This is a genomic window from Streptomyces sp. NPDC006733 (genome assembly GCF_040636125.1).
Classification (GTDB): domain Bacteria; phylum Actinomycetota; class Actinomycetes; order Streptomycetales; family Streptomycetaceae; genus Actinacidiphila.
On record NZ_JBEYJD010000010.1, the window covers coordinates 149,745 to 169,778 of the forward strand.

Consider the following 20,034-nt stretch of genomic DNA (forward strand, 5'->3'; position numbering starts at 1 on the left):
TGTCGGCGGCAGGAGCCACCACCCCGCGCTGTGGGGGTGGACGGGCGGGAGCCCGGGTCAGCCGACCGGCGTCCACCGGCTGTCGTCGCGCGCGCTGGCTTCCACGGCCGCCAGCACCCGCTGCACCTGCAGCCCGTCGGCGAACGACGGCGCGGGGTCGCAGCCGTCCCCGATCGCCTGCACGAAGTCGCGGATCTCGTGGGTGAAGCTGTGCTCGTAGCCGAGGAGGTGCCCGGGCGGCCACCAGGCGCCGGCGTAGGGGTGTTCGGGTTCGGTGACCAGGACGCGGCGGAACCCGGCGGTGCGCGCGTCCTCGGTGTGGTCGTGGAACCACAGGTCGTTCATCGACTCGAAGTCGAAGGCCAGCGACCCCTCGGATCCGTTGAGTTCGATCCGCAGGGCGTTCTTGCGGCCCGCCGCGAACCGGGTGGCCTCGAAGGAGGCGAGCGCGCCGGCCGCGGTGCGCGCGGTGAACAGCGCGGCGTCGTCCACCGTGACCGGGCCCGTCCGTCCGGAGCCCGCCGCCGAGGTCAGTCCGTCCGAGGCCGCGGCGAGCGGGCGCTCCTTGACGAACGTCTCGGTCACCGCCGAGACGCCGGTGACGGGCGAGCCGCCGACGAACTGCGCCAGGTCGATGATGTGCGCGCCGATGTCGCCCAGCGCGCCGGAGCCCGCCCGTTCCTTCTGCAGCCGCCACACCAGCGGGAACCGCGGATCGGTGATCCAGTCCTGGAGGTACTGGGCGCGGATGTGCCGGATCCGCCCCAGCCTGCCGTCGGCCACCAGCCGGCGGGCGAGCGCGATGGCCGGCACCCGCCGGTAGTTGAAGCCGACCATGGAGCGGACGCCGCGGGCGGCGGCGCGCTCGGCGGCGGCCGCCATCGCCTCGGCCTCGGCGACGGTGTTGGCGAGCGGCTTCTCGCACAGCACGTGCTTGCCCGCCTCCAGGGCGGCGACGGCCAGCTCGGCGTGGCTGTCGCCGGGGGTGCAGATGTCCAGGACGTGGATGTCGTCGCGGACCAGCAGTTCCTTGACGTCCGTCACGGCCCCGGCCCAGCCGAGCCGCTCGGCGGCGCGCGCGACGTCCGCACCCGAGCGGCCGGCGACGGCCACCATCGCGGGGCGGCGCGGCAGGTCGAAGAACGCGCCCACCGAGCGCCAGGCCTGGGAGTGCACCCGGCCCATGAAGGAGTACCCGACCAGGCCGACGCCGAGGGCCTGCGGCTGTGCTGCGGACGTCGCTGGGGACATCGTCGTCGATCCCTTTCGCTCGTGCCCGGGCCGCCGTTCGGCCGGGGTCCTGACGGGGTTACGAGAAGCCCACGGCCATGTACTGGTCGACGTTCTCCTTCGTCACGACCGCCGAGAACGTCGTCACCGACGCCGGTACCTCGTGCTCGACGAGGTCGGCCATGCCGTGGCCCTGCGCGATGAGCCGGGCGACGGTGATCGAGGAGGACGCCATGCTCGGGCTGTAGAGCACCGTGGCCTTCACCGGGCTGTCGTCGGCCTTGATCGACTCCATGGCCTGGCGGGAGCCGGCGCCCCCGACCACCACGAACTCCTTGTCGCGCCGCGCCTGCTTGATCGCCGCGAGCACGCCGATCCCCTGGTCGTCGTCGTGGTTCCACATCGCGTCGATCCTCGGGTTGGCCTGCAGCAGTTGCGCGGTCACCCGCTGGCCGGTGGCAACGGTGAAGTCGGCGGCCTGCCGGGCGGCCAGCCGCAGCCCGTTGGCGGCCAGCGCGTCCTTGAAGCCCTTGCTGCGCTGCTGGGTCAGTTCGAGGTTGTCGATCCCGGCGACCTCGACGATGACGGGGTCGCTCTTGCCCGCCGCCTTCAGCCGGCGCGCGATGAAGTTGCCGGCGTTCACGCCCATGCCGTAGTTGTCGCCGCCGATCCACGTCCGGTAGGCGAGCCCGCTGGCGAAGATCCGGTCCAGGTTGATCACCGGGATCCCGGACGCCATCGCCTTCTTGGCGATCTCGGTCAGGGCCTTGCCGTCGAAGGGCAGGATGACGAGCGCGTCGACCTTGGCGTCGATCAGCGACTGCACCTGCTGGATCTGCGCGGCGACGTCGTTGGTGCCCTCGGTGGCCTTGAGCGTGACGTCGGAGTACTGCTTGGCCTGGGCCTTGGCGTTGATGGTGATCGCGGCGGTCCAGCCGTGGTCGGCGGCGGGGGCCGAGAACCCGATGGTCACCGCCTTGCCCGAGGCCGTTCCCGTCGACGACGCGCCCGCCTTGACCTGCGGGGCGCTCTTGTCGTTGTCGCTGCTGTTGGTGCATCCGGTCAGGAGGGCGCCCGCGCCGATCGCCGCGCCGCCGAACAGGACGTGTCTGCGGTCCAAGCTCGTGCTCATATCGGTCTCCGAATCAGGTGGTGACGGGCCGGCCACGGCCCCAGCGCTGGATGAGCAGGACGGCGATGATGATCGCGCCCTGGGCGATCTCCTGGATGGGCGTGGTGAGGTTGTTGAGGATGAACAGGTCGGTGATGGTCGTGAAGACCAGGACGCCGAGGATCGACCCCAGGACGGAGCCGAAGCCGCCGGTCAGCAGCGTCCCGCCGACGACCACCGCGGCGATCGCGTTGAGTTCGTAGAGCATGCCGTGGGTGGCCGCACCGGTGTTGGCCTGCGCGGTGAGCATCACGGCGGCGATACCGCAGCAGAAGCCGGAGACGACATACAGCAGGCAGGTGTGCAGCCGGACGTTGATGCCCGCCAGCCGGGCGGCCTCCGGGTTGCCGCCGACGGCGTAGGTGCGGCGCCCGAACGTGGTCCGGTTCAGCACCAGCCAGCCCACCACGACGACCGCGGCGAAGATGTAGACCAGCAGCGGAACCCCCAGCCAGCGGGTCTCGGCGATGGACAGGAACGTGTCCGCGGTGACGATCTGCGACTTGCGGTCGGAGAGCTGCTCGGCCAGACCGCGGGTGGCGACCATCGTCGCCAGCGTCACGATGAAGGCGACCAGCCGCCCGTAGGCGATCAGCAGCCCGTTGAGCAGCCCGCAGAGCGTGCCGACGAGCACGGACGTGAAGATCATGACGGCCGGGCCCTGGGCCTGGCTGCCGGTGGTGGTCGACCACACCGAGGCCAGCGCGATCAGCGCACCCACCGACAGGTCGATGCCGCCGCCGATGATGACGAACGTCATCCCGACGGTGACCACCCCGATCACGGCGGCGAGGCTGAGGATCAGCACCAGGTTGCTGGTGGTCGCGAAGCTGCCGCCCTTGGTGATCGCTCCGATGCCGCACAGCACGCCCAGGGCGATGACCAGCGCGAGATGCCGCAGCGCCCCGGCGCCGCGGCCGCCGCCGGACCCCCCGCCCCGCCCGCCGATACCGCCGAGGGACGCGAACGGCCCGGTGCGGACGCCTTCCTTGGCGGCGTGCGCGGCCAGCTCCTCGACCCGGCGGTGCTCGTCCGCCTCAAGAGCGCCGGCGGGGACGGAGAGGCCGGGGGCGGGGGCGTGCGGTCTGTCGCTCATAGCGCGCTTCCTTCCATCACCAGGTCCAGGACCCCGTGTTCGTCGATGTCGTCCGCGTCGCAGGCGTGGATGACCCGGCCGTCGCGCAGCACGAGGATCCGGTCCGCCAGACCGAGCACCTCCGGCACTTCGCTGGAGACCAGCACGATGGCCAGTCCCGCGTCGGCCAGTGCCCTCATCTGCGCGTACAGCTCACTGCGGGCGCCGACGTCGACGCCCCGGGTCGGTTCGTCCAGCAGCAGCACCGCGCAGCGGCGCAGCAGCCAGCGGGCCAGCACCGCCTTCTGCTGGTTGCCGCCCGACAGGGTGCGCACCGGCCGGTCCGGGTCGTCGGGGCGCAGCTGGACGGCGGCGATCTGCCGGGCGGCGTCGGCCGCTTCGCGGCGCCGGTCGAACCAGCCCCAGCGGGCGTAGCGGCCCAGGGAGGCGACGGTGATGTTGCGTCCGACGCTCTCCAGCATCAGCAGGGCCTGCGACTTGCGTTCCTCGGGCGCGAAGCCCATGCCGCGGCGGACGGCCGCCGTGGTGCTGCCGGGCCGCAGCGCCGTGCCGTCGAGCAGGACGCGGCCGCTCAGCGGCGTCCTGGCGCCGTAGATCCCCTCCAGGATCTCGGAGCGGCCGGAGCCGACCAGTCCCGCGATCCCGACGATCTCACCGGCGCGGACGCTGAACGAGACGTCGTGGACGCGGCCGGCCACCGAGAGCCCCTCGACGCGCAGGACCTCGCGGCTGCCCGCTCGCGAGCCGGGCGCGGGGCGCGCGGGGAAGGTGTGCTCGACGGTGCGGCCGGTCATCAGGGCGACCACGTCGGCGGTCGGGGTGGTGCGGGCGGGCAGGCCGACGGCGCGGGTGCGGCCGTCCTTGAGGACGGTGATGCGGTCGCCGATCTCGCGGATCTCCTCCAGCCGGTGCGAGATGTAGACGACGGCCACGCCGGTGGCGGCGAGTTCGCGGATGATCCGGAACAGGTTGGCGACCTCGTCGTGCGCGAGGGCGGCCGACGGTTCGTCCATCACGATGAGCCGCGCGTCGTGCGACAGGGCGCGGGCCATGCTGACGACCTGCTGGGCGGCCGCGGCCAGTTGGCCGAGCGGCCTGCCCGGGGGGATCTCGGCATGGCCCAGCCGGGCGAGCAGGGCGCGGGCGGCGCGGTGCATCTCGCCGCGCCGGGTGACGCCGAACGAGGCCGGTTCGTGGCCGAGGAAGATGTTCTCGGCGACGCCGAGGCCGGGGACGAGGTCGAGCTCCTGGTAGATGGTGGCGACGCCCAGCCGCATGGCGGCGGTGGGGTGCGAGAGCCGTACCGGCTCGCCCTGCCACAGCAGTTCGCCCGCGTCCGGCTGGTGCGCACCGGACAGCACCTTGATCAGGGTGGACTTGCCTGCGCCGTTCTGCCCCAGCAGGCAGTGCACTTCCCCGGCGCGGACCTCGAGGTCGACCCCGTCCAGGGCGCGGACGCCCGGGAACTCCTTGACGATGCCCCGCATCGCGAGCAGGGGCGGATCTGCGGTGGCGGTCACGGGGACCTCCTCGGTGGCGCCAGTGAACGGCGGTACGTATGCGGCTGCGGTGCTGAGCGGCGGTACGCGTGGCGGCCGTGCGGGCGTTGCGTGGAGCGGCACGGCGTGAGGCGGCATGGCGCTTGCGGCGTTGCGTGGGGCGGCAGGGTGCTTGCGGCGTGACGTGTGCGGCTGTGGTGCTGAGCGGCAGTACGTGTGCGGCGGTGCAGCTGTGCGGCGGTGCGGCGCCGATCCTGGCGCACCTCTGTGACCTGGGAATACCGGTCGTACAAGGTGACGTGAGAGGCAGTCGGAACCTTGACGCCCCGCTGCGGTGCGACTTAGTTTGTGGTCGCGACTAACGAGTGTCAATGCTTCGCACAAAGGGGTGTGCCATGCGGCCCGTCAGCAGCGGAGCGGTCGACTTCCTCGATGTCCGGGAGACCAATCTCGCCGCCGTCCTGCGCTTCATCCGCCGCGAGGCACCGTGTTCGCGGGCCGAGGTGGCCGCCGGTACCGGGCTGAACAAGGCCACCATCTCCAACATCGTGGCCGAGCTGATCACCCGCGGCATCGTCGTCGAGGTGGGGGCGAGCGAGGAGCGGCGGATCGGCCGGCCCGCGGTCATGCTCACGCTGGACGGCCGGCGGTTCACCGCGCTCGGCCTGGAGGTGAATGTCGACTACCTGTCGGCGGTCATGGTCGACCTGGCCGAGCGCGACGTCCTGACCTGGCACGAACCGGTCCAGGCAGCCGAGTTGGGCGCCGAGGGCTGCGTCGTGCGGCTGGCCGACCTCGCCCGCCGGGCGATGGGCGAGATGGCCCGCCAGCACCGCGAACTGCTCGGCATCACCATTGCCGTACCGGGCCTGATCGGGATCCTCGACGGCGAGGTGGCCGAGGCGCCGAACCTCGGCTGGAGCAGGTTCCGGCTCGTCGAGCGCTTCCGGGAGCAGCTCGACGACAGCAGCGTCGCCCTGTCGCTGGACAACGACGCCAACCTCGGCGCTGTGGGCGAGTACCGGCGCGGTGCGCTGGCGCACACCCAGAACCTCGTCTACCTGACCGGCGAGGTCGGGGTGGGCGGCGGCGTGATCATCAACGGCGCGCTGATGCGCGGCTCCTCGGGGTACGGCGGCGAGGTCGGGCACATCACCCTGATGCAGGACGGGCCGCTGTGCGGATGCGGTCGCCGGGGCTGTTTCGAAGCGCTGGTCGGCATCGGCTCGATCATCCAGCAGGCGGCCCCCGACCTGGCCGGCGACACGGCGCAGCCGTTCACGGACCTGGGCGCGAAGGTCGCCGAGGTCGCGCGCCGGGCCGAGGCGGGCGACCCGCGGACGACCGCCGCGCTGGTCCGCGTCGGGGAGTGGCTGGGGCGCGGATCGGCCATCCTGCTCAACCTTTTCAACCCCCAGGCCCTCATCCTGGGCGGCTACTTCGTGACGCTGGCGCCGTGGATCATGCCGCCCGCCCGGCGGACGCTCGCCGCGCACACCATCGCGCCGAACCTCGGCGGCTGCCAGGTCGCGCTGTCCACCCTCGGCTTCACCGCGGCGGCCAGGGGCGGAGCCTCGTCGATCATCGACGCCATCGACACCGCGCGGCTCCCGCTGCCGCGCGGCGGTCCCACCGCGCACCACTGACCCGGTGCGGGCCCCCTTGACGCCCACGCCCGCCCCCTTTACTTTCTCCCCGCAACCAACGAACCCCTCCTGAGCGTTCAGGAGGACCGGTCACCGGACGCCTCGGCGGGGCGTCCTTCCACAAGGCGGCTTCGCGCTGCCCTGGAAGGGGAACGCCGTGCGTTCAGTCCTGCCCGCAAGGTTCTCGGGGCTCGCGAGCCCTCCGCCCGCAAGGCCCGCGCGACTCCCGCACCGGGTCCGCCTCCGTACCCTGCTCACCGCCCTCGTCGGCGCCGCGCTGCTCCTGCTCGGCGCCACCGCGGCCGTTGTCCCGGCCTCCGCCCACGAGGGTCCGCACCCGGACGCCGCGGCCGCCTTCCAGCAGGTGCAGCTCGCCCGCGGCACCGCGCAGACCGGTGAGCCGATGAGCCTGGCGGTGCTCCCCGACCGCACGGTCCTGCACACCGACCGGCGCGGCACCATCTTCAAGACCGACGCCGCCGGCACCACCTCCGTCGCGGGCACCCTGGCCGTCTACACCCATGACGAGGAGGGCATCCAGGGCATCACCGCCGACCCGGCCGTCGCGACCAACCGCTGGATCTACGTCTACTACTCGCCCGTCCTGAACACCCCGGCGGGCGACGCCCCCTCCGACGGGACCGCGGCCGACTTCGCGCCCTTCGCCGGGCACAACCAGCTCTCCCGCTTCACCCTGCGGGCCGACAACACCATCGACCCGGCCAGCGAGAAGCAGCTCCTGCAGATCGGCACCAATCGCGGCATGTGCTGCCACGTCGGCGGCGACCTGGACTTCGACGCGGCCGGCAACCTGTACATGACCACCGGCGACGACTCCAACCCCTTCGCCTCCGACGGCTACAGCCCGCTGGACACCCGCGCCTCGCGCAACCCCGCCTACGACGCCCAGCGCACCGCCGCCAACAGCAACGACCTGCGCGGCAAGCTGCTGCGCATCCACCCCGAGGCCAACGGCACCTACACCGTCCCGGCCGGGAACCTGTTCGCCCCGGGCACGGCGAAGACCCGGCCCGAGATCTACGCGATGGGCTTCCGCAACCCGTTCCGGATGAGCGTCGACCGCCCGACCGGCACCGTCTACCTCGGTGACTACGGGCCCGACGCGGGTGCGCTGAGTGCCAACCGCGGACCGGGCGGCCAGGTCGAGTTCGACCGGGTGACCTCCCCCGGCTTCTACGGCTGGCCGTACTGCACCGGCACCAACACCACCAACGAGACGTACAACGCCTTCGACTTCGGCACCAACACCTCGGGCGCGAAGTTCGACTGCGCGGGCGGCCCCGTCAACAGCTCCCCCAACAACACCGGGATCAGCAAACTGCCGCCCGCCCGGTCCTCCTGGATCAAGTACGACGACTGCAGCGTCGCCCAGTTCGGCTGCGGCAGCGAGTCCCCCATGGGCGGCCCGGTCTACCGCTACGACCCGAACCTCGTCTCGTCGGTGAAGTTCCCCCAGGCCTACGACGGGCACGCCTTCATCGGCGAGTTCGGCCGCCGCTGGATCAAGGACGTGCAGGTCGGCGCGGACGGCAGCGCGGGCACCATCACCGACTTCCCCTGGACCGGCACCCAGGTCATGGACATGGCCTTCGGCCCGGACGGCGCCCTGTACGTCCTGGACTACGGCACCGGCTTCGGTGACGGCGACTCCTTCTCCGGCCTGTACCGCATCGAGGCCATCGGCGCCGACGGCCGCGCCCCCGTCGCCCAGGCCGCCGCCACCCCGTCCTCCGGCCAGGCGCCCCTGGCGGTCGCCTTCTCCTCGGGCGGCACCACCGACCCCGACGGCGACGCGCTCACCTACGCCTGGGACTTCGACGGCAACGGCAGCACCGACTCCACCGCCGCGAACCCGTCGCACACCTACCCCGCCAACGGCCAGTACCAGGCGAAACTCACCGTCACCGACACCCACGGGCTGACCGGCACCGCGAGCGTGACCGTCACCGTCGGCAACACCGCACCGGTGCTGACCATCACCGCACCAGCCAACGGCCAGATCTTCCACTTCGGCGACGCCGTCCCCTTCCGGGTCACCGTCACCGACGCCGAGGAGGGCACCGTCGACTGCTCCCGCGTCCAGGTGCAGTACCTGCTCGGCCACGACAGCCACGCCCACGCCATCACCGACGCCACCGGCTGCTCGGGCACCATCCAGACCGTCGTCGACGGCGAGCACGCCGGCTCCGCGAACCTGTTCGGCGTCTGGCGCGCCTCCTACACCGACCACGGCGCGGGCGGCCAGCCCGCGCTGACCGGCACCGCCACCAACATCACGCCCACCGCGACCAGGCAGGCCGAGTACTACACCGGCTCCAGCGGCATCCAGACCGCCGCCCACGACGCGGCCGAGGGCGGGACGACCGTCGGCTACATCGAGACCGGCGACTGGATCTCCTTCACCCCCTACAACCTGACGGGCATCACCACCTTCACCGCCCGCGCCTCCTCGGCCGGCTCCGGCGGCACCCTCGAACTGCGGGCCGACTCCCCCACCGGCACCCTCATCGGCTCCGCGACCGTCCCGGTCACCGGCGACTGGAACACCTTCACCGACGTCACCGGAACCGTCACCGCCCCCACCGGCACCCACACCCTGTACTGGGTGTTCAAGGGCGGCGCGGGCAACCTCTACGACCTCGACCAATTCACGTTCGGCGGCCCGGGCGGCGGCCCGGGCACCGTCCAGGGCGAGGCGTTCACCAGCTCCTCCGGCGTCCAGATCGCCCCGCACGCCACCGCGCACGGCGGGCAGACGCTCGGCTACATCGACAACGGGGACTGGGCCGGCTACGCCGGCACCGACCTCAGCCACGCCACCGGGCTCACCGTGCGAGTCGCCTCCGGCGGCATCGGCGGCACCCTGGAGGCCCGCGCGGGATCGGCCACCGGACCGCTGCTCGGCAGCGTCACCGTCCCGGTCACCGGCGGCTGGGAGAACTACACCGGCCTGACACTGCCGCTGACCCCGTCCGCCACCAGCGGGCTGTTCCTGGTCTTCCGCGGCGGCACCACCGGCTCGCTCTTCGACGTCGACGACTTCACCGTCACCACCGGCGCCCCGCTCAGCACCACCACCCAGGCGGAGAGCTGGACCGCCACCGGCGGCCTGCAGACCGCCGACCACGCGACCGCGCACGGCGGGAAGACCGCCGGCTACATCAACAGCGGCGACTGGGCGACGTACGCCGGCACCGACCTGTCGAAGGTCACCCGCTTCAGCGCCCGCGTCTCCTCCGCCGGAGCCGGCGGCACCCTCCAGATCCGGGCCGGCTCGGCCACCGGCACGGTCCTGGGCACCGTCGCCGTCACCCCCACCGGCGGCTGGGAGACCTTCGCCGACGTCTCCACCGCACTCACCGCCAACCCCGCCACAACGATCTGCCTGACCTTCACCGGCGGCGCCGACTACCTCTTCGACGTGGACGACTTCACCCTCACCCGCAGCGCCTGACGGCGCGCACGCCCGCACCGCCCCCTCACCTCGCGGAAAGGCACCCCATGTCCGGACCCACCCGCTCGCGCCGCAGGCACGGAACGCGCCGCCGCCGGCTGCTGCCGACGCTGGCCGCCGCGCTGCTCGGCCTGCTCGCCCCCTTCACCCTGACCTGCTCGGCCGACGCCGCCCCCGCCTTCACGGTGCTGGTCTTCTCCAAAACCGCCGGCTTCCGGCACGACTCCATACCGGCCGGGATCGCCGCCATCCAGAAACTCGGCCAGGACAACGGCTTCGGCGTCGACACCACCGAGGACGGCGCCGCCTTCACCACCGCCAACCTCGCCCGCTACCAGGCGGTGGTCTGGCTCAGCACCACCGGCGACGTCCTCGACACCGCCCAGCAGTCCGCGTTCGAGAGTTACGTCCGCGCGGGCGGCGGCTACGCGGGCGTGCACGCCGCCGCCGACACCGAGTACGACTGGCCCTGGTACGGCAGCCTGGTCGGGGCGTACTTCGCCTCGCACCCCGCCGTCCAGCAGGCCGCCGTCACCGTCGAGGGCCCCGCCGACCCGGCCACCGCGCACCTTCCGGCCCGCTGGATCCGCACCGACGAGTGGTACAACTACCGCGCCAACCCCCGATCGCGGGTGCACGTGCTGACCTCACTCGACGAGAGCAGCTACTCCGGCGGCACCATGGGCGGCGACCACCCCAACACCTGGTGCCACCCCTACGACGGCGGACGCGCCTGGTACACCGGCATGGGCCACACCCAGGAGAACTGGTCCGACCCCGCGTTCACCCGGCTCGTCCTGGGCGGCATCCGCACCGTCGCGGGCGCCGTCGCCTCCGCCTGCAACAACCCGATCGGCACCCCCGGCGGCACCACCGTGCAGGGCGAGGCCTGGAGCAGCCAGAGCGGTGTCATGGCCGCCGCGCACGCGGCGGCGCACGGCGGGGCGACCGCCGGCTACATCGACAACGGCGACTGGAGCGGGTACGCCGCCCTCGACGCGCGCACCGCGTCGACGGTGACGGTGCGGGTGGCCTCCGCGGGCTCGGGCGGCACCATCGGCTTCCACTCCGGTTCGGCGGCGGGCCCGCTCCTCGGCTCGGTCACCGTGCCGGTGACCGGCGGATGGGAGACGTTCACCGACGTGTCGGCGTCGCTGGCCGCCGGCGACGCGCCGGGCCTGTACCTGACCTACTCCGGCGGCCAGGGCGCGCTGTTCGACGTCGACGACCTCACCCTCACCCCCGGCTCGGCACCCCCCGCCACGACCACCGTCCAGGCCGAGAGCTGGACCGCCCAGAGCGGGGTCCAGGCCGCCGACCACGCGGGGGCCCACGGCGGGCGCACCGCCGGCTGGATCGACAACGGGGACTGGATCGGCTTCGCGGGCGAGGACACCTCCCGGCTCACCCGGATCTCCCTACGGACGGCGTCGGCCGGCTCCGGGGGCACCACCGCCGTCCACTCCGGGTCGCCCACCGGCCCGCTGCTCGGCACCGTCACCGTCCCGGCCACCGGAAGCTGGGACACCTTCACCGATGTGGCCACCGCCCTCACCCCGCACGCGGGCACCGGCCTGTACCTCGTCTTCACCGGCGGCAGCGGGTCCCTGTTCGACGTCGACGACCTCACCCTGACCCGGACCGGCTGACCGGGCCGCGGCGGCGAACGGGGGGTGCGCACGTCCCGGCAGGCCCGGGACGTGCGCAGGTCCGCGTACCGGGGATGAGGCTCCTGGCCCATGCGCGTACCGGTCCTGGAGGACGATCCCCGGCTCGGGCCCGTGACCGTGGATCACGACGCGGGCTGAGCCGTCCCGACGGCGCTGGCGGCCTTCGCCCTGACGGCGGCCTGAAAGCACCGGGGCGCTCAGCGGTTCTGGCCCCCCGGACGGCGAACGTGATATTTACTCGGACGATCACCGAACCTCCGTTCGGATCCACCGTCCCGCCCACCCGTTGAGGACTCCGTGCCGAACCGTCGCCGTCCCAAGCAGCGTCGCTACATCGCCCTGTCGGTCGCCGGCCTGGTCCTCCTCGCGGGCGGCGGCGCCATCGCGGCCGAGGCCGTGTCCTCGCGGGGGAACGACGACGCGCGGCACTCCCGGGCCGCCGCCGACCGGCCCGGCCCGGACGGCGCCCCCGGCGCCGTGACCGGCACCGCGAAGCCGTCCGCGCAGGGCGCGGCCGAGCCGGGTGCGAGCGCGTCCGCTCCGGCGGGCGGCAAGCCGTCGGCCACGGCCTCGGGCGGCCCGGCCGCCAAGGCGACGGCGACCACCGCGGCCGGTGCGTCCTCCGGCCTGAAGCAGCCGCCGGGGGGTCCCGGCAGTGTGGTGGGAATGCCCTCGGCGCGGGTCTTCACGGGCAGGGCCTTCGACACCTGCACCGCCCCGAACCTGACGACCATGGCCGCCTGGCGCAAGAGCTCTCCGTACGGCGCCGCGGCCGTCTACATCGGCGGCAAGAACCGCGGCTGCGCCCAGCCGCAGCTGACCGGTTCATGGGTCCGGACGGTGCACGCCGCCGGCTGGCAGCTGATCCCGCTGTACGTCGGAGCGCAGCCGCCGTGCCAGACGAGCGGGAACCCGGAGCGGATCAGCGCCGCCAACGCCGCCTCGCTGGGCGCCGCGAACGGCGCGGACGCCGTCGCGAAGGCGTCCGCGCTGGGGATGGCGCGCGGGAGTGCGATCTACCTGGACATGGAGGCGTACGACATCGCCGACGCGTCCTGTGTCCAGTCCGTGCTGACGTATGTGCAGGCGTGGAACCGGGCCGCGCACGCGAAGGGCTACCGGGCCGGCTTCTACGGCTTCAGCCAGAGCAGCGCCGCCGCGATCGCGACCGCCGCCGGCCGGAACGCCGCGGACCTGCCCGACGCCCTCTGGTACGCCCGCTACGACAACAACGCCGACACCACCACCGGTTTCCCCTTCGCCTCCGGCCTGTGGACCGGCCACCGCCGCGGCCACCAGTACGCGGTGAACAAGAAGGAGACCTTCGGCGGAGCCACCGTCACCGTCGACCACAACGCCTGGGACGCCCCGGTCGCCGTCATCGGCTGACGTCCGGGCACCGACGCCGGCTCAGTCGCCGGCCGCGGCCTCCTGTCCGTCGGCGAGCGCCGCCAGCCTCTCCGCCGACCAGGACAGCCGCCCGGCCCGCAGATCGTCCACCACCGAGCGCACCCACTGAACCTCCGCGGCCGTCACGGCGCGGAGGTATTCGGTCTCCAGCAGGGAGATCCGCGGCAGTCCGCGCGCGCTCTGGGTCTCCACGGTCGCGCCCGGCAACGCCGGTCCCGGCCGGCGGGGCCCGCCCCGCGCGGCCCGCGGAGATCGGGCCCGCGGATTGCGGGTACCGTGGAGGGGGGCAGCCGCGTCTGCCTGTTCCACGTCCGGGCCCGCTGTGGGCCATGAGGGCGAGGACAAGGGTCATCGACTCACGCCATCGCCTCAGTCCGGTCTTCCCCGGCCTTCTGCGGGACCGCGTGGAGAACCGCTGGAGAGACTGTATGACGACGAACCGTGCCCGCAAGGACGTCATCCGCGAGCGGATGATCGCGACGGGTGAGACGTACAACGTCGCCGCCCGCAACATCCTCGCGATGCGCCACACCTCGCAGACCGCCGAGGCCCGCCGCGTGCAGCGCTGGCAGCCCCCGGTCCGGCTCGACCTGCCGTGCCCGTGCGGCAGCACCTGCGAGCCGGGCGAGAAGTGCGGACGCTGCCACGCGCTGCACAAGCACGTCGCGCGCGACCCCGGCAGCCTGGTCGACGTGGAGGTCTGGGAGGACCGCTACGAGTGCATGGGCTGCTCGGCCTCGTACGCCGTTCCGGTGCTGCTGCCGGAGAGCCCCTGGGGCGTGGTCGACATGGTGCCGCAGGGCGGCGTGGCGGAGCCGGTGGCCAAGGCCCGGCTCTTCCCGGGTGTGGTCCATCCGCGGATGGCCTCCGAGGTCGGTCACGACCCCTCCTGAGCGACCTGTCCCGAGCGCACCTCGCCGCGCCCGCGTCACGGCGGGTCCAGGTGCGCGAGGGCCGCTGACGTCAGGGCCGTGATGCCCGCCGGGACGGTCAGCCGCGGGTCCGGGCGGAACTCCGGAGCGTGGTTGGGCGGCAGCGCGGCCAGTTTGGCGGCGGCCGAGTCCCCCGGGGCGTCGGCCCACTGCCGGGGTCCGACGGAGCCGAGCATCCAGTAGGCGGTCCTGATGCCCTCGACGCCGTGCAGCGACAGCCCCGCGGGACCGTAGAGCGGGAAGTCCTCGGTCGCCAGCGACGGCGGCCAGACCGCCACCCGCTGCGGGCCGAAGGCGCGCTCGTGCGCGCGCAGCACGGCGGCGGCCGTCCCGTGGTCCGCCCGGGTGGGGTGGGAGCCGGAGACCGTGCTGATCACCGGTTCCGCCGGGCAGTCCGACGCCGCGCACTCGGCGCGGACCACCCGCCGCACGGCGCCGGTGGCCCGGTCGAGGGAGTCCCGGTGTCGGCGGCGATCCGGTAGCCGCCGGGAACGGCCTCGATCAGGTTGCCCGCGATGCCGTACTTGGCGAAGAGCTGCCGCAGCCGCTGCACGCAGGTGTGCAGCGCCGCCTTCGCGGTGACGGGCCGCTCCTCGCCCCACACGACCCGCTGCAGGAAGTCCACCGACACCACGGAGTTCGGGTGCAGGAGCAGCGCGGCCAGGAGATTGGCGGGTTTGGACGGCTGCAGCACGATGACGTCCCGGCCGTCGGTTACTCCCAGCGGACCCAGCAAAAGGAATCGCGGATAGGTCTCCGGGAATCTCGTGACAGCACTCGCTCCCGCGTGCCAGGACTGTTCTTCCCCGATGTCGACAGATTGCTCTCTTCGCATTTCCGCCCACTTCCCACTGATGCCCGCGAAAGTATCAGCGGCGAGAACGGGCCACAAGGGAGCAGGAATACGGAAAGGGGCCCCTATAAATTACCGGAGCCCCTCCCCCTTGCCCTTGCCATTCCTAAGGGTTGACGAACGCGGTGAATGCGCCGCCGACCCTTTGTTCCCCTTAGGCGATGTGCAGGGTGAGCTTGCCCCGGGTCCGGCCGCGCTCACCGCGGCGCTGCGCCTCGGCGGCCTCCGCCAGCGGGAGGACGTCCTCGACCTCGACGGCGAGCACGCCCTGGTCGATCAGTCCGGCGATCGTGGCCAGGGACTCCCCGTCGGGCTCGACGAGGTAGGCGGCGGCCCGCACCCCGCGCTCGCGCGCCTGTTGCACCAGCGCGGGCGAGACGCCGGACGGGACGGCGACGAGGACGCCGCCCGCGCGCAGCGTGCCCAGTGAGCGGGTGCTCGTCCGGTCGTGCTCGTCACCGACCAGGTCGAGGACGACGTCGACGTCGTGCACCACGTCCTCGAAGCGGACCGCGGTGTAGTCGACCACCTCGTCGGCCCCCAGCTCGCGCAGCCAGGCGTGCTTCGGCGCCGACGCGGTGCCGATGACGTGCGCGCCCAGGTGCTTGGCGACCTGCACGGCGAAGTGCCCCACCCCGCCGGCCGCGCCATGGACCAGCACCCGCTGCCCGGCGGCGAGGCCGGCGGTGACGGTCAGCGCCTGCCAGGCGGTCAGGGCGGCGAGGGGCACCGCGGCGGCGTGGTCGTGGTCGAGCGTGGCGGGCTTGCGGGCGAAGTGCCGGGCCGGGGCGGTCACGTACTCGGCGTACGCGCCGGCCTCGCGGGGGAACAGCGGCATCCCGTACACCTCGTCGCCCACCTCCAGCGTGTGCACGCCGAATCCCACCTGCTCCACCACGCCCGAGACGTCCCAGCCCAGGACGAACGGCGGCGCGCCCAGGGCGCCGGCCATGCCGCCGCCCTCGCGGGACTTCCAGTCCACCGGGTTGACCCCGGCGGCGTGCACCCGCACCAGCACCTCGTGCGGCACCGGCTCCGGGCGCGGCAGCTCGGCGAGGCGCAGCACCTCCGGGCCGCCGAAGGCGTCCTGGGTGATCGCGCGCATGGTCGGCTTCTCGTTCATCTGGTGCTCCCGGTGCGGGTCGGCGCCCACGGCGCCGACCGGTGATCCATACGCGCCGGACGCTACCCAGCGGGTAGTGGTTACCTGCAAGGGCCACTACTATCTTTTGGAAAGCAATACAGGTGGGAGCGGTGAAGGGCAGCACGTACGGCGTGTCGCCGCACCCTCCGCGACAGAGAAGGCAGTACTCATGACCATCGCGTGCACGACAGGCAACCACGCACAGCACGACGTCTACGCCGCGCTGTGCCCGTGCCGCGACGTGCTGGACCTGCTGGCCAACAAGTGGACGGCGCTGGCGATCGGCGCGATGGAGGAGGGGCCGCAGCGCTTCGGCGCGCTGCAGCGACGCCTGCAGGGCATCAGCCCCAAGGTCCTGACCAGCACCCTGCGGCGGCTGGAGGACAGCGGGTTCGTCGACCGCACGGTCTACCCGGCCGTTCCGCTGCACGTGGAGTACGCGCTGACGGAGCTGGGGCGCGGCGTCGCCGTGCCGCTCGGCGTGCTGCGCGCCTGGGTGGAGACCCACCTGGACACGGTCAGACCGGACGCGACGGCCGGCTGCTCCTGAGCGCGGCCGGCACCGGGACGGCACCCGGGTCCGGGACGATGCCTGCGGCCGGGCCCCCGCCCTCCTCCGGCAACGGGTCCGCCCACGCGTCCGCTCCCAGCGCGGCGCCGCGCCGGAACGCGCCGGTGAACGCCTCCGCGCCCAGGACGGCCTGCGCCGACCGCGTGACGCGGTCGACGTCGCCGCGCTCCGCGGCGGGCAGCGGCGCACCCGCGGCCCGGCGCGCGGCGTCCGCCGCGCCCAGCAGCGCGGCGGCGTGATCGGCGCGACCGGACAGGGCCTCGGCGCCCGCCAGCCCCTCCAGCGCCAGCGCGACCGCCCGCGGATCGCCGACGAGGCGGGCGACGGCGAGCCCCTCGGCGTGCAGGGTCCGGGCGGCGGCCGCGTCGCCGCGCAGTTCGGCCACGAAGCCCAGCTCGGCGAGGACGAACGCGTTGCCCGCCTCCGAGGAGACCGTCGCGTACCACTCCCGGATCCGCCGGAAGAGGGCTTCCGCGGTGGCCAGTTCCCCCTGCCGGCGGGCGCCCAGGGCGAGGCCCATCGACGCGTGGATCTCACCGAATTTGAAGCCCGATGCGACGGCGAGCCGCCGCGCCCGCTCGTGCAGCTCCCGCGCCCGGTCCGTGTCCCCGGTCAGCAGCGCGATCCTGCCCAGCCCCGACAGCTGGTAGGAGACCTCGGCCGCCAGCCCCAGCTCCTCCGCCATCCGCAGGCCGTCCTCCAGCAGGCGCGCGGCCGTCGCGTAGTCGCCGTGCACCTCGGCGCGGGCGGCGAGCGGCGAGACGCCGCGCAACCGGCCCCACCGGTCGCCGAGTTCGGCGAACAGCTCCGCGCTGCGCTCACCGTCGCGGCGCACCGCCGCCATGTCGCCGCGGATCAGCCGGTGCGTCGCGCGCAGCCCGAGCGCCGCGGCGATGCCCCATCGGTCCTGGTGGGCGCGGAACCCCGCCAGCGCCCGGTCGGTGAGGTCCTCGCTGGCGGCCAGGTCACCGGCGTTGAACAGGGCGTGGGCGTGGAACCACTGGGCCGCGGCCCGGCGGCCGGGGTCGGTGATCCCCTCGTAGCCGGGCAGCGGCGTCCGCTCCCCCGTCAGCAGGGCGAACCCGGCGTGCAGGGCGCCGACTTCGGCCCGGAGCGCGGCCGGTCCTGAGCCGTGCTCCCCGGCCGCCAGCGCGGCGTGCAGCGATCGGCGGGCCTCGCCGAGGCGGCCGCGCAGCAGCCAGTACCAGGACAGCGCGGAGGTCAGGCGCAGCGCCTCGTCGGCCGTCCTCCGCCGGAGCGCGGTCGCGAGGGCGGCTCGCAGGTTGCCGGTCTCGGCGTCGAGCCGGCGCAGCCAGCGGCCCTGCTGCGGACCGCGCAGGTGCGGCCCGGCCCGCTCGGCGAGGTCGGTGTAGTACGCCAGGTGCCGGTCCCGTACGGAGTCGAGGTCGGCCGTCTCGTGCAGGCGCTCGGTGCCGTAGGCGGCGATCGATTCGAGCAGCCGGTAGCGCGGGCCCGCCGGCTCCGGTTCCGGGGTCATGACGACGAGGGACCGTCCGACGAGCCGGACCAGCAGGTCGAGCACGTCCTCCGCCCTGACCCCGTCGCCCGGGCAGACCGCCTCGGCGGCCTGCAGCGTGCAGCCGTCGGTGTGCGCGGCCAGCCGGCGCAGTACGACGCGCTCGGGGGCGGTCAGCAGCTCCCAGCTCCACTCGATCACGGCCCGCAGCGTCCGCTGGCGCGCCGGGGCGCCCCGGTGGCCGCCGGTCAGGACGCGGAAGCGGTCGTCCAGCCGGTCCGCCAGCTGGTGCACGCCGAGCGCCCGCACGCGGGTCGCCGCCAGCTCCAGCGCGAGCGGGATGCCGTCGAGCCGGCGGCAGATCACCTCGACGGCGGCGGTGTTGGCGGTGTCGAGCACGAACCCGGGCGCCGCGGCCGCGGCGCGGGCGGTGAAGAGCCGCACGGCCTCGGTGGGTCGCAGCGGTTCGACGCTCCGGAGCACCTCACCGGCCAGCCCCAGCGGCTCCTGGCTGGTGGCCAGGACGCGCAGCCCGGGCGCGCTGCGCAGCAGGACGTCCGCCAGCTCGGCTACGGCCTCGATCGCCGGCTCGCAGTTGTCCAGGACCAGCAGGACGGTGCGGTCGCGCAGCGCCGCCGCGAGCCGGTCGGCGGGGGCGGCCCGGACGACGGAGGGTCCGGGGAAGCCCGCGGCCGTGTCGTCGCGCAGGCCCAGCGTGGTGGCGATCGTCTCGGCGAGCTCGGCGCTTCCGGCGCCCGTTTCGGCCGCCTGCCGACCGGTGGGTTCGACGATCCAGACGCCGTCGGGGAACGCGTCGGCGACCCGGGCGGCGGTCTCGATCGCGAGCCGGGTCTTGCCGACGCCGCCGGGCCCGGTGAGCGTCACCAGCCGCCCGGCCCCGAGCAGGGACGCGGCGGCGGCCACCGACTCCTCCCGGCCGACGAGTTCGGTCAGCGGAGCGGGCAGATTGGTGCGCGGGCCCGCGCCGGGTTCCGCACCGGATGCGGCACCGGCCGGCTCCGTCGCGTCCAGCTCCGGGGCGCGGGTGAGGATCGACCGGTGCAGCGCGACCAGCCCCGGGCCCGGGTCGAGACCCAGCTCCTCGGCGAGCCGGTCGCGCAGGTCGCGGTACGCGGCGAGGGCCTCGCCCTGCCGGCCCGCCCGGTACAGCGCCCGCAGCTGTACCGCGCGCAGCCGCTCCCGCAGCGGATGCTGTTCGACGAGGGCGCCGAGCTCCGCGACGAGCGGGCCGTGCCCGCCCAGCTCCAGCCGCAGCTCGGCCTGTTCCTCCAGCGCGGCCAGCCGCTGCTCCGCCAGCTGCCCGGCCGCCGTGCGCACGAACTCCTCGTCGGCGAGGTCCGCGTACGCCGCCGGGCCGCGCCACAGCCGCAGCGCCTCGGTCAGCAGGGCGGCCCGGGCCCGTGGGCCGCCGGCGGCGGGCACCCGCGCCAGCAGTGCCCGGAACCGGCCCGCGTCCACGTCACCGTCCTCGACGCGCAGCGAGTAGCCGGCCGGCTGGTGCACCACCAGGTCGCGGCCCACGACGCGGCGCAGCTGGGAGACCTTCGCCTGGAGAGCGTTGGCGGCACGGCCGGGTGGCCGGGCGCCCCACAGGTCGTCGATGAGCCGGTCGGCCGGGACCGGCCGCCCCTCGTGCACCAGCAGGTCCGCCAGCAGCGCCCGGACCTTCAGCTCGGGCACCCGGACCACGGTCCCCCGGTCGTCCCAGACCGCCAGTGGACCGAGCACCCCGAAACGCATGCCGCGACCCTAACCCGGCCCGTCCGGGACCCGTCGCCGGCGGGCCCGCAGCAAACCGTCAGGAGACCGTCAGCGCCGTCGCGCACCGTGGTCGTCACC

Annotated in this window: 14 protein-coding genes and 1 pseudogene; 6 read left to right on the forward strand and 9 right to left on the reverse strand. The window is 73.9% G+C overall.

All coding sequences use genetic code 11. The features are described from left to right. Positions 1 to 57: 57 nt before the first annotated feature. Genes ABZ721_RS11785 through ABZ721_RS11800 form a run of 4 tightly spaced genes read right to left on the reverse strand, consistent with a single transcriptional unit; the run spans position 58 to position 4,984 of the window. A complete protein-coding gene (locus ABZ721_RS11785; protein ID WP_358788467.1) occupies positions 58 to 1,251 on the reverse strand; it encodes a Gfo/Idh/MocA family oxidoreductase in 1,194 nt (397 codons plus the stop codon). 58 nt (positions 1,252 to 1,309) lie between these two features. Next, positions 1,310 to 2,362 (reverse strand): substrate-binding domain-containing protein, encoded by a 1,053-nt coding sequence (locus ABZ721_RS11790; protein WP_358788468.1) that lies wholly within the window; start codon positions 2,360 to 2,362, stop codon positions 1,310 to 1,312. A gap of 13 nt (positions 2,363 to 2,375) precedes the next feature. Further along, positions 2,376 to 3,497, reverse strand: coding sequence for an ABC transporter permease (locus tag ABZ721_RS11795; RefSeq protein ID WP_358788469.1), 1,122 nt, complete (start codon positions 3,495 to 3,497; stop codon positions 2,376 to 2,378). Next, positions 3,494 to 4,984: a sugar ABC transporter ATP-binding protein gene (locus ABZ721_RS11800; protein ID WP_358788501.1), complete on the reverse strand. Its 1,491-nt coding sequence runs from the start codon at positions 4,982 to 4,984 to the stop codon at positions 3,494 to 3,496. Before ABZ721_RS11800 ends, ABZ721_RS11795 begins: the two co-directional genes overlap by 4 nt. 407 nt (positions 4,985 to 5,391) lie before the next feature. On the opposite strand from ABZ721_RS11800, the gene ABZ721_RS11805 reads away from it, so the two are divergent. The 4 genes from ABZ721_RS11805 (at position 5,392) to ABZ721_RS11820 (ending at position 13,176) form a co-directional block, all read left to right on the forward strand. Continuing rightward, entirely contained in the window at positions 5,392 to 6,642 is a 1,251-nt protein-coding gene (locus tag ABZ721_RS11805; protein ID WP_358788470.1) for an ROK family transcriptional regulator, read from the forward strand. 283 nt (positions 6,643 to 6,925) lie between these two features. After that, a complete protein-coding gene (locus tag ABZ721_RS11810; protein ID WP_358788502.1) occupies positions 6,926 to 10,117 on the forward strand; it encodes a carbohydrate-binding protein in 3,192 nt (1,063 codons plus the stop codon). Positions 10,118 to 10,164: 47 nt separating this feature from the next. Next, a complete protein-coding gene (locus ABZ721_RS11815) occupies positions 10,165 to 11,766 on the forward strand; it encodes a ThuA domain-containing protein (RefSeq protein ID WP_358788471.1) in 1,602 nt (533 codons plus the stop codon). A gap of 687 nt (positions 11,767 to 12,453) precedes the next feature. Continuing rightward, positions 12,454 to 13,176, forward strand: coding sequence for a glycoside hydrolase domain-containing protein (locus tag ABZ721_RS11820; RefSeq protein ID WP_358788503.1), 723 nt, complete (start codon positions 12,454 to 12,456; stop codon positions 13,174 to 13,176). 21 nt (positions 13,177 to 13,197) lie between these two features. Here the strand turns inward: ABZ721_RS11820 and ABZ721_RS11825 are convergent, their stop codons facing one another. Continuing rightward, on the reverse strand, positions 13,198 to 13,389 hold the full coding sequence (locus ABZ721_RS11825; RefSeq protein WP_358788472.1) for a hypothetical protein: 192 nt from the start codon (positions 13,387 to 13,389) through the stop codon (positions 13,198 to 13,200). 236 nt (positions 13,390 to 13,625) lie between these two features. Here ABZ721_RS11825 and ABZ721_RS11830 point away from each other — a divergent pair, with 236 nt between their 5' ends. After that, positions 13,626 to 14,090, forward strand: coding sequence for a hypothetical protein (locus tag ABZ721_RS11830; protein ID WP_358788473.1), 465 nt, complete (start codon positions 13,626 to 13,628; stop codon positions 14,088 to 14,090). 35 nt (positions 14,091 to 14,125) lie between these two features. On the opposite strand, the gene ABZ721_RS11835 is transcribed toward ABZ721_RS11830, so the two are convergent. The 3 genes and pseudogenes from ABZ721_RS11835 to ABZ721_RS11845 form a co-directional block, all read right to left on the reverse strand. Beyond that, positions 14,126 to 14,506 (reverse strand): hypothetical protein, encoded by a 381-nt coding sequence (locus ABZ721_RS11835; RefSeq protein ID WP_358788474.1) that lies wholly within the window; start codon positions 14,504 to 14,506, stop codon positions 14,126 to 14,128. An 89-nt stretch (positions 14,507 to 14,595) separates the two neighbouring features. Further along, positions 14,596 to 14,865, reverse strand: a pseudogene (locus tag ABZ721_RS11840) (helix-turn-helix domain-containing protein); the annotation flags it as partial. 271 nt (positions 14,866 to 15,136) lie between these two features. After that, positions 15,137 to 16,105, reverse strand: coding sequence for an NADP-dependent oxidoreductase (locus tag ABZ721_RS11845; protein ID WP_358788475.1), 969 nt, complete (start codon positions 16,103 to 16,105; stop codon positions 15,137 to 15,139). A gap of 190 nt (positions 16,106 to 16,295) precedes the next feature. Between ABZ721_RS11845 and ABZ721_RS11850 the strand changes: the two genes are divergently transcribed. After that, a complete protein-coding gene (locus ABZ721_RS11850; protein ID WP_358788476.1) occupies positions 16,296 to 16,676 on the forward strand; it encodes a helix-turn-helix domain-containing protein in 381 nt (126 codons plus the stop codon). Here the strand turns inward: ABZ721_RS11850 and ABZ721_RS11855 are convergent. Beyond that, the gene (locus tag ABZ721_RS11855) at positions 16,645 to 19,935 is read right to left on the reverse strand and encodes a BTAD domain-containing putative transcriptional regulator (RefSeq protein WP_358788477.1); all 3,291 of its coding nucleotides are present in this window, start codon (positions 19,933 to 19,935) and stop codon (positions 16,645 to 16,647) included. The genes ABZ721_RS11850 and ABZ721_RS11855 overlap by 32 nt on opposite strands. Positions 19,936 to 20,034: the final 99 nt, after the last annotated feature.

Bases quoted from the DNA above. Each gene is read 5' to 3' on its own strand.
- ABZ721_RS11820 (WP_358788503.1), top strand. From the start codon at position 12,454: ATGCCCTCGGCGCGGGTCTTCACGGGCAGGGCCTTCGACACCTGCACC.
- ABZ721_RS11815 (WP_358788471.1), top strand. From the start codon at position 10,165: ATGTCCGGACCCACCCGCTCGCGCCGCAGGCACGGAACGCGCCGCCGC.
- ABZ721_RS11790 (WP_358788468.1), bottom strand. From the start codon at position 2,362: ATGAGCACGAGCTTGGACCGCAGACACGTCCTGTTCGGCGGCGCGGCG.
- ABZ721_RS11800 (WP_358788501.1), bottom strand. From the start codon at position 4,984: ATGCGGGGCATCGTCAAGGAGTTCCCGGGCGTCCGCGCCCTGGACGGG.
- ABZ721_RS11805 (WP_358788470.1), top strand. From the start codon at position 5,392: ATGCGGCCCGTCAGCAGCGGAGCGGTCGACTTCCTCGATGTCCGGGAG.
- ABZ721_RS11845 (WP_358788475.1), bottom strand. From the start codon at position 16,105: ATGAACGAGAAGCCGACCATGCGCGCGATCACCCAGGACGCCTTCGGC.
- ABZ721_RS11830 (WP_358788473.1), top strand. From the start codon at position 13,626: ATGACGACGAACCGTGCCCGCAAGGACGTCATCCGCGAGCGGATGATC.
- ABZ721_RS11785 (WP_358788467.1), bottom strand. From the start codon at position 1,251: ATGTCCCCAGCGACGTCCGCAGCACAGCCGCAGGCCCTCGGCGTCGGC.
- ABZ721_RS11850 (WP_358788476.1), top strand. From the start codon at position 16,296: ATGACCATCGCGTGCACGACAGGCAACCACGCACAGCACGACGTCTAC.
- ABZ721_RS11795 (WP_358788469.1), bottom strand. From the start codon at position 3,497: ATGAGCGACAGACCGCACGCCCCCGCCCCCGGCCTCTCCGTCCCCGCC.
- ABZ721_RS11855 (WP_358788477.1), bottom strand. From the start codon at position 19,935: ATGCGTTTCGGGGTGCTCGGTCCACTGGCGGTCTGGGACGACCGGGGG.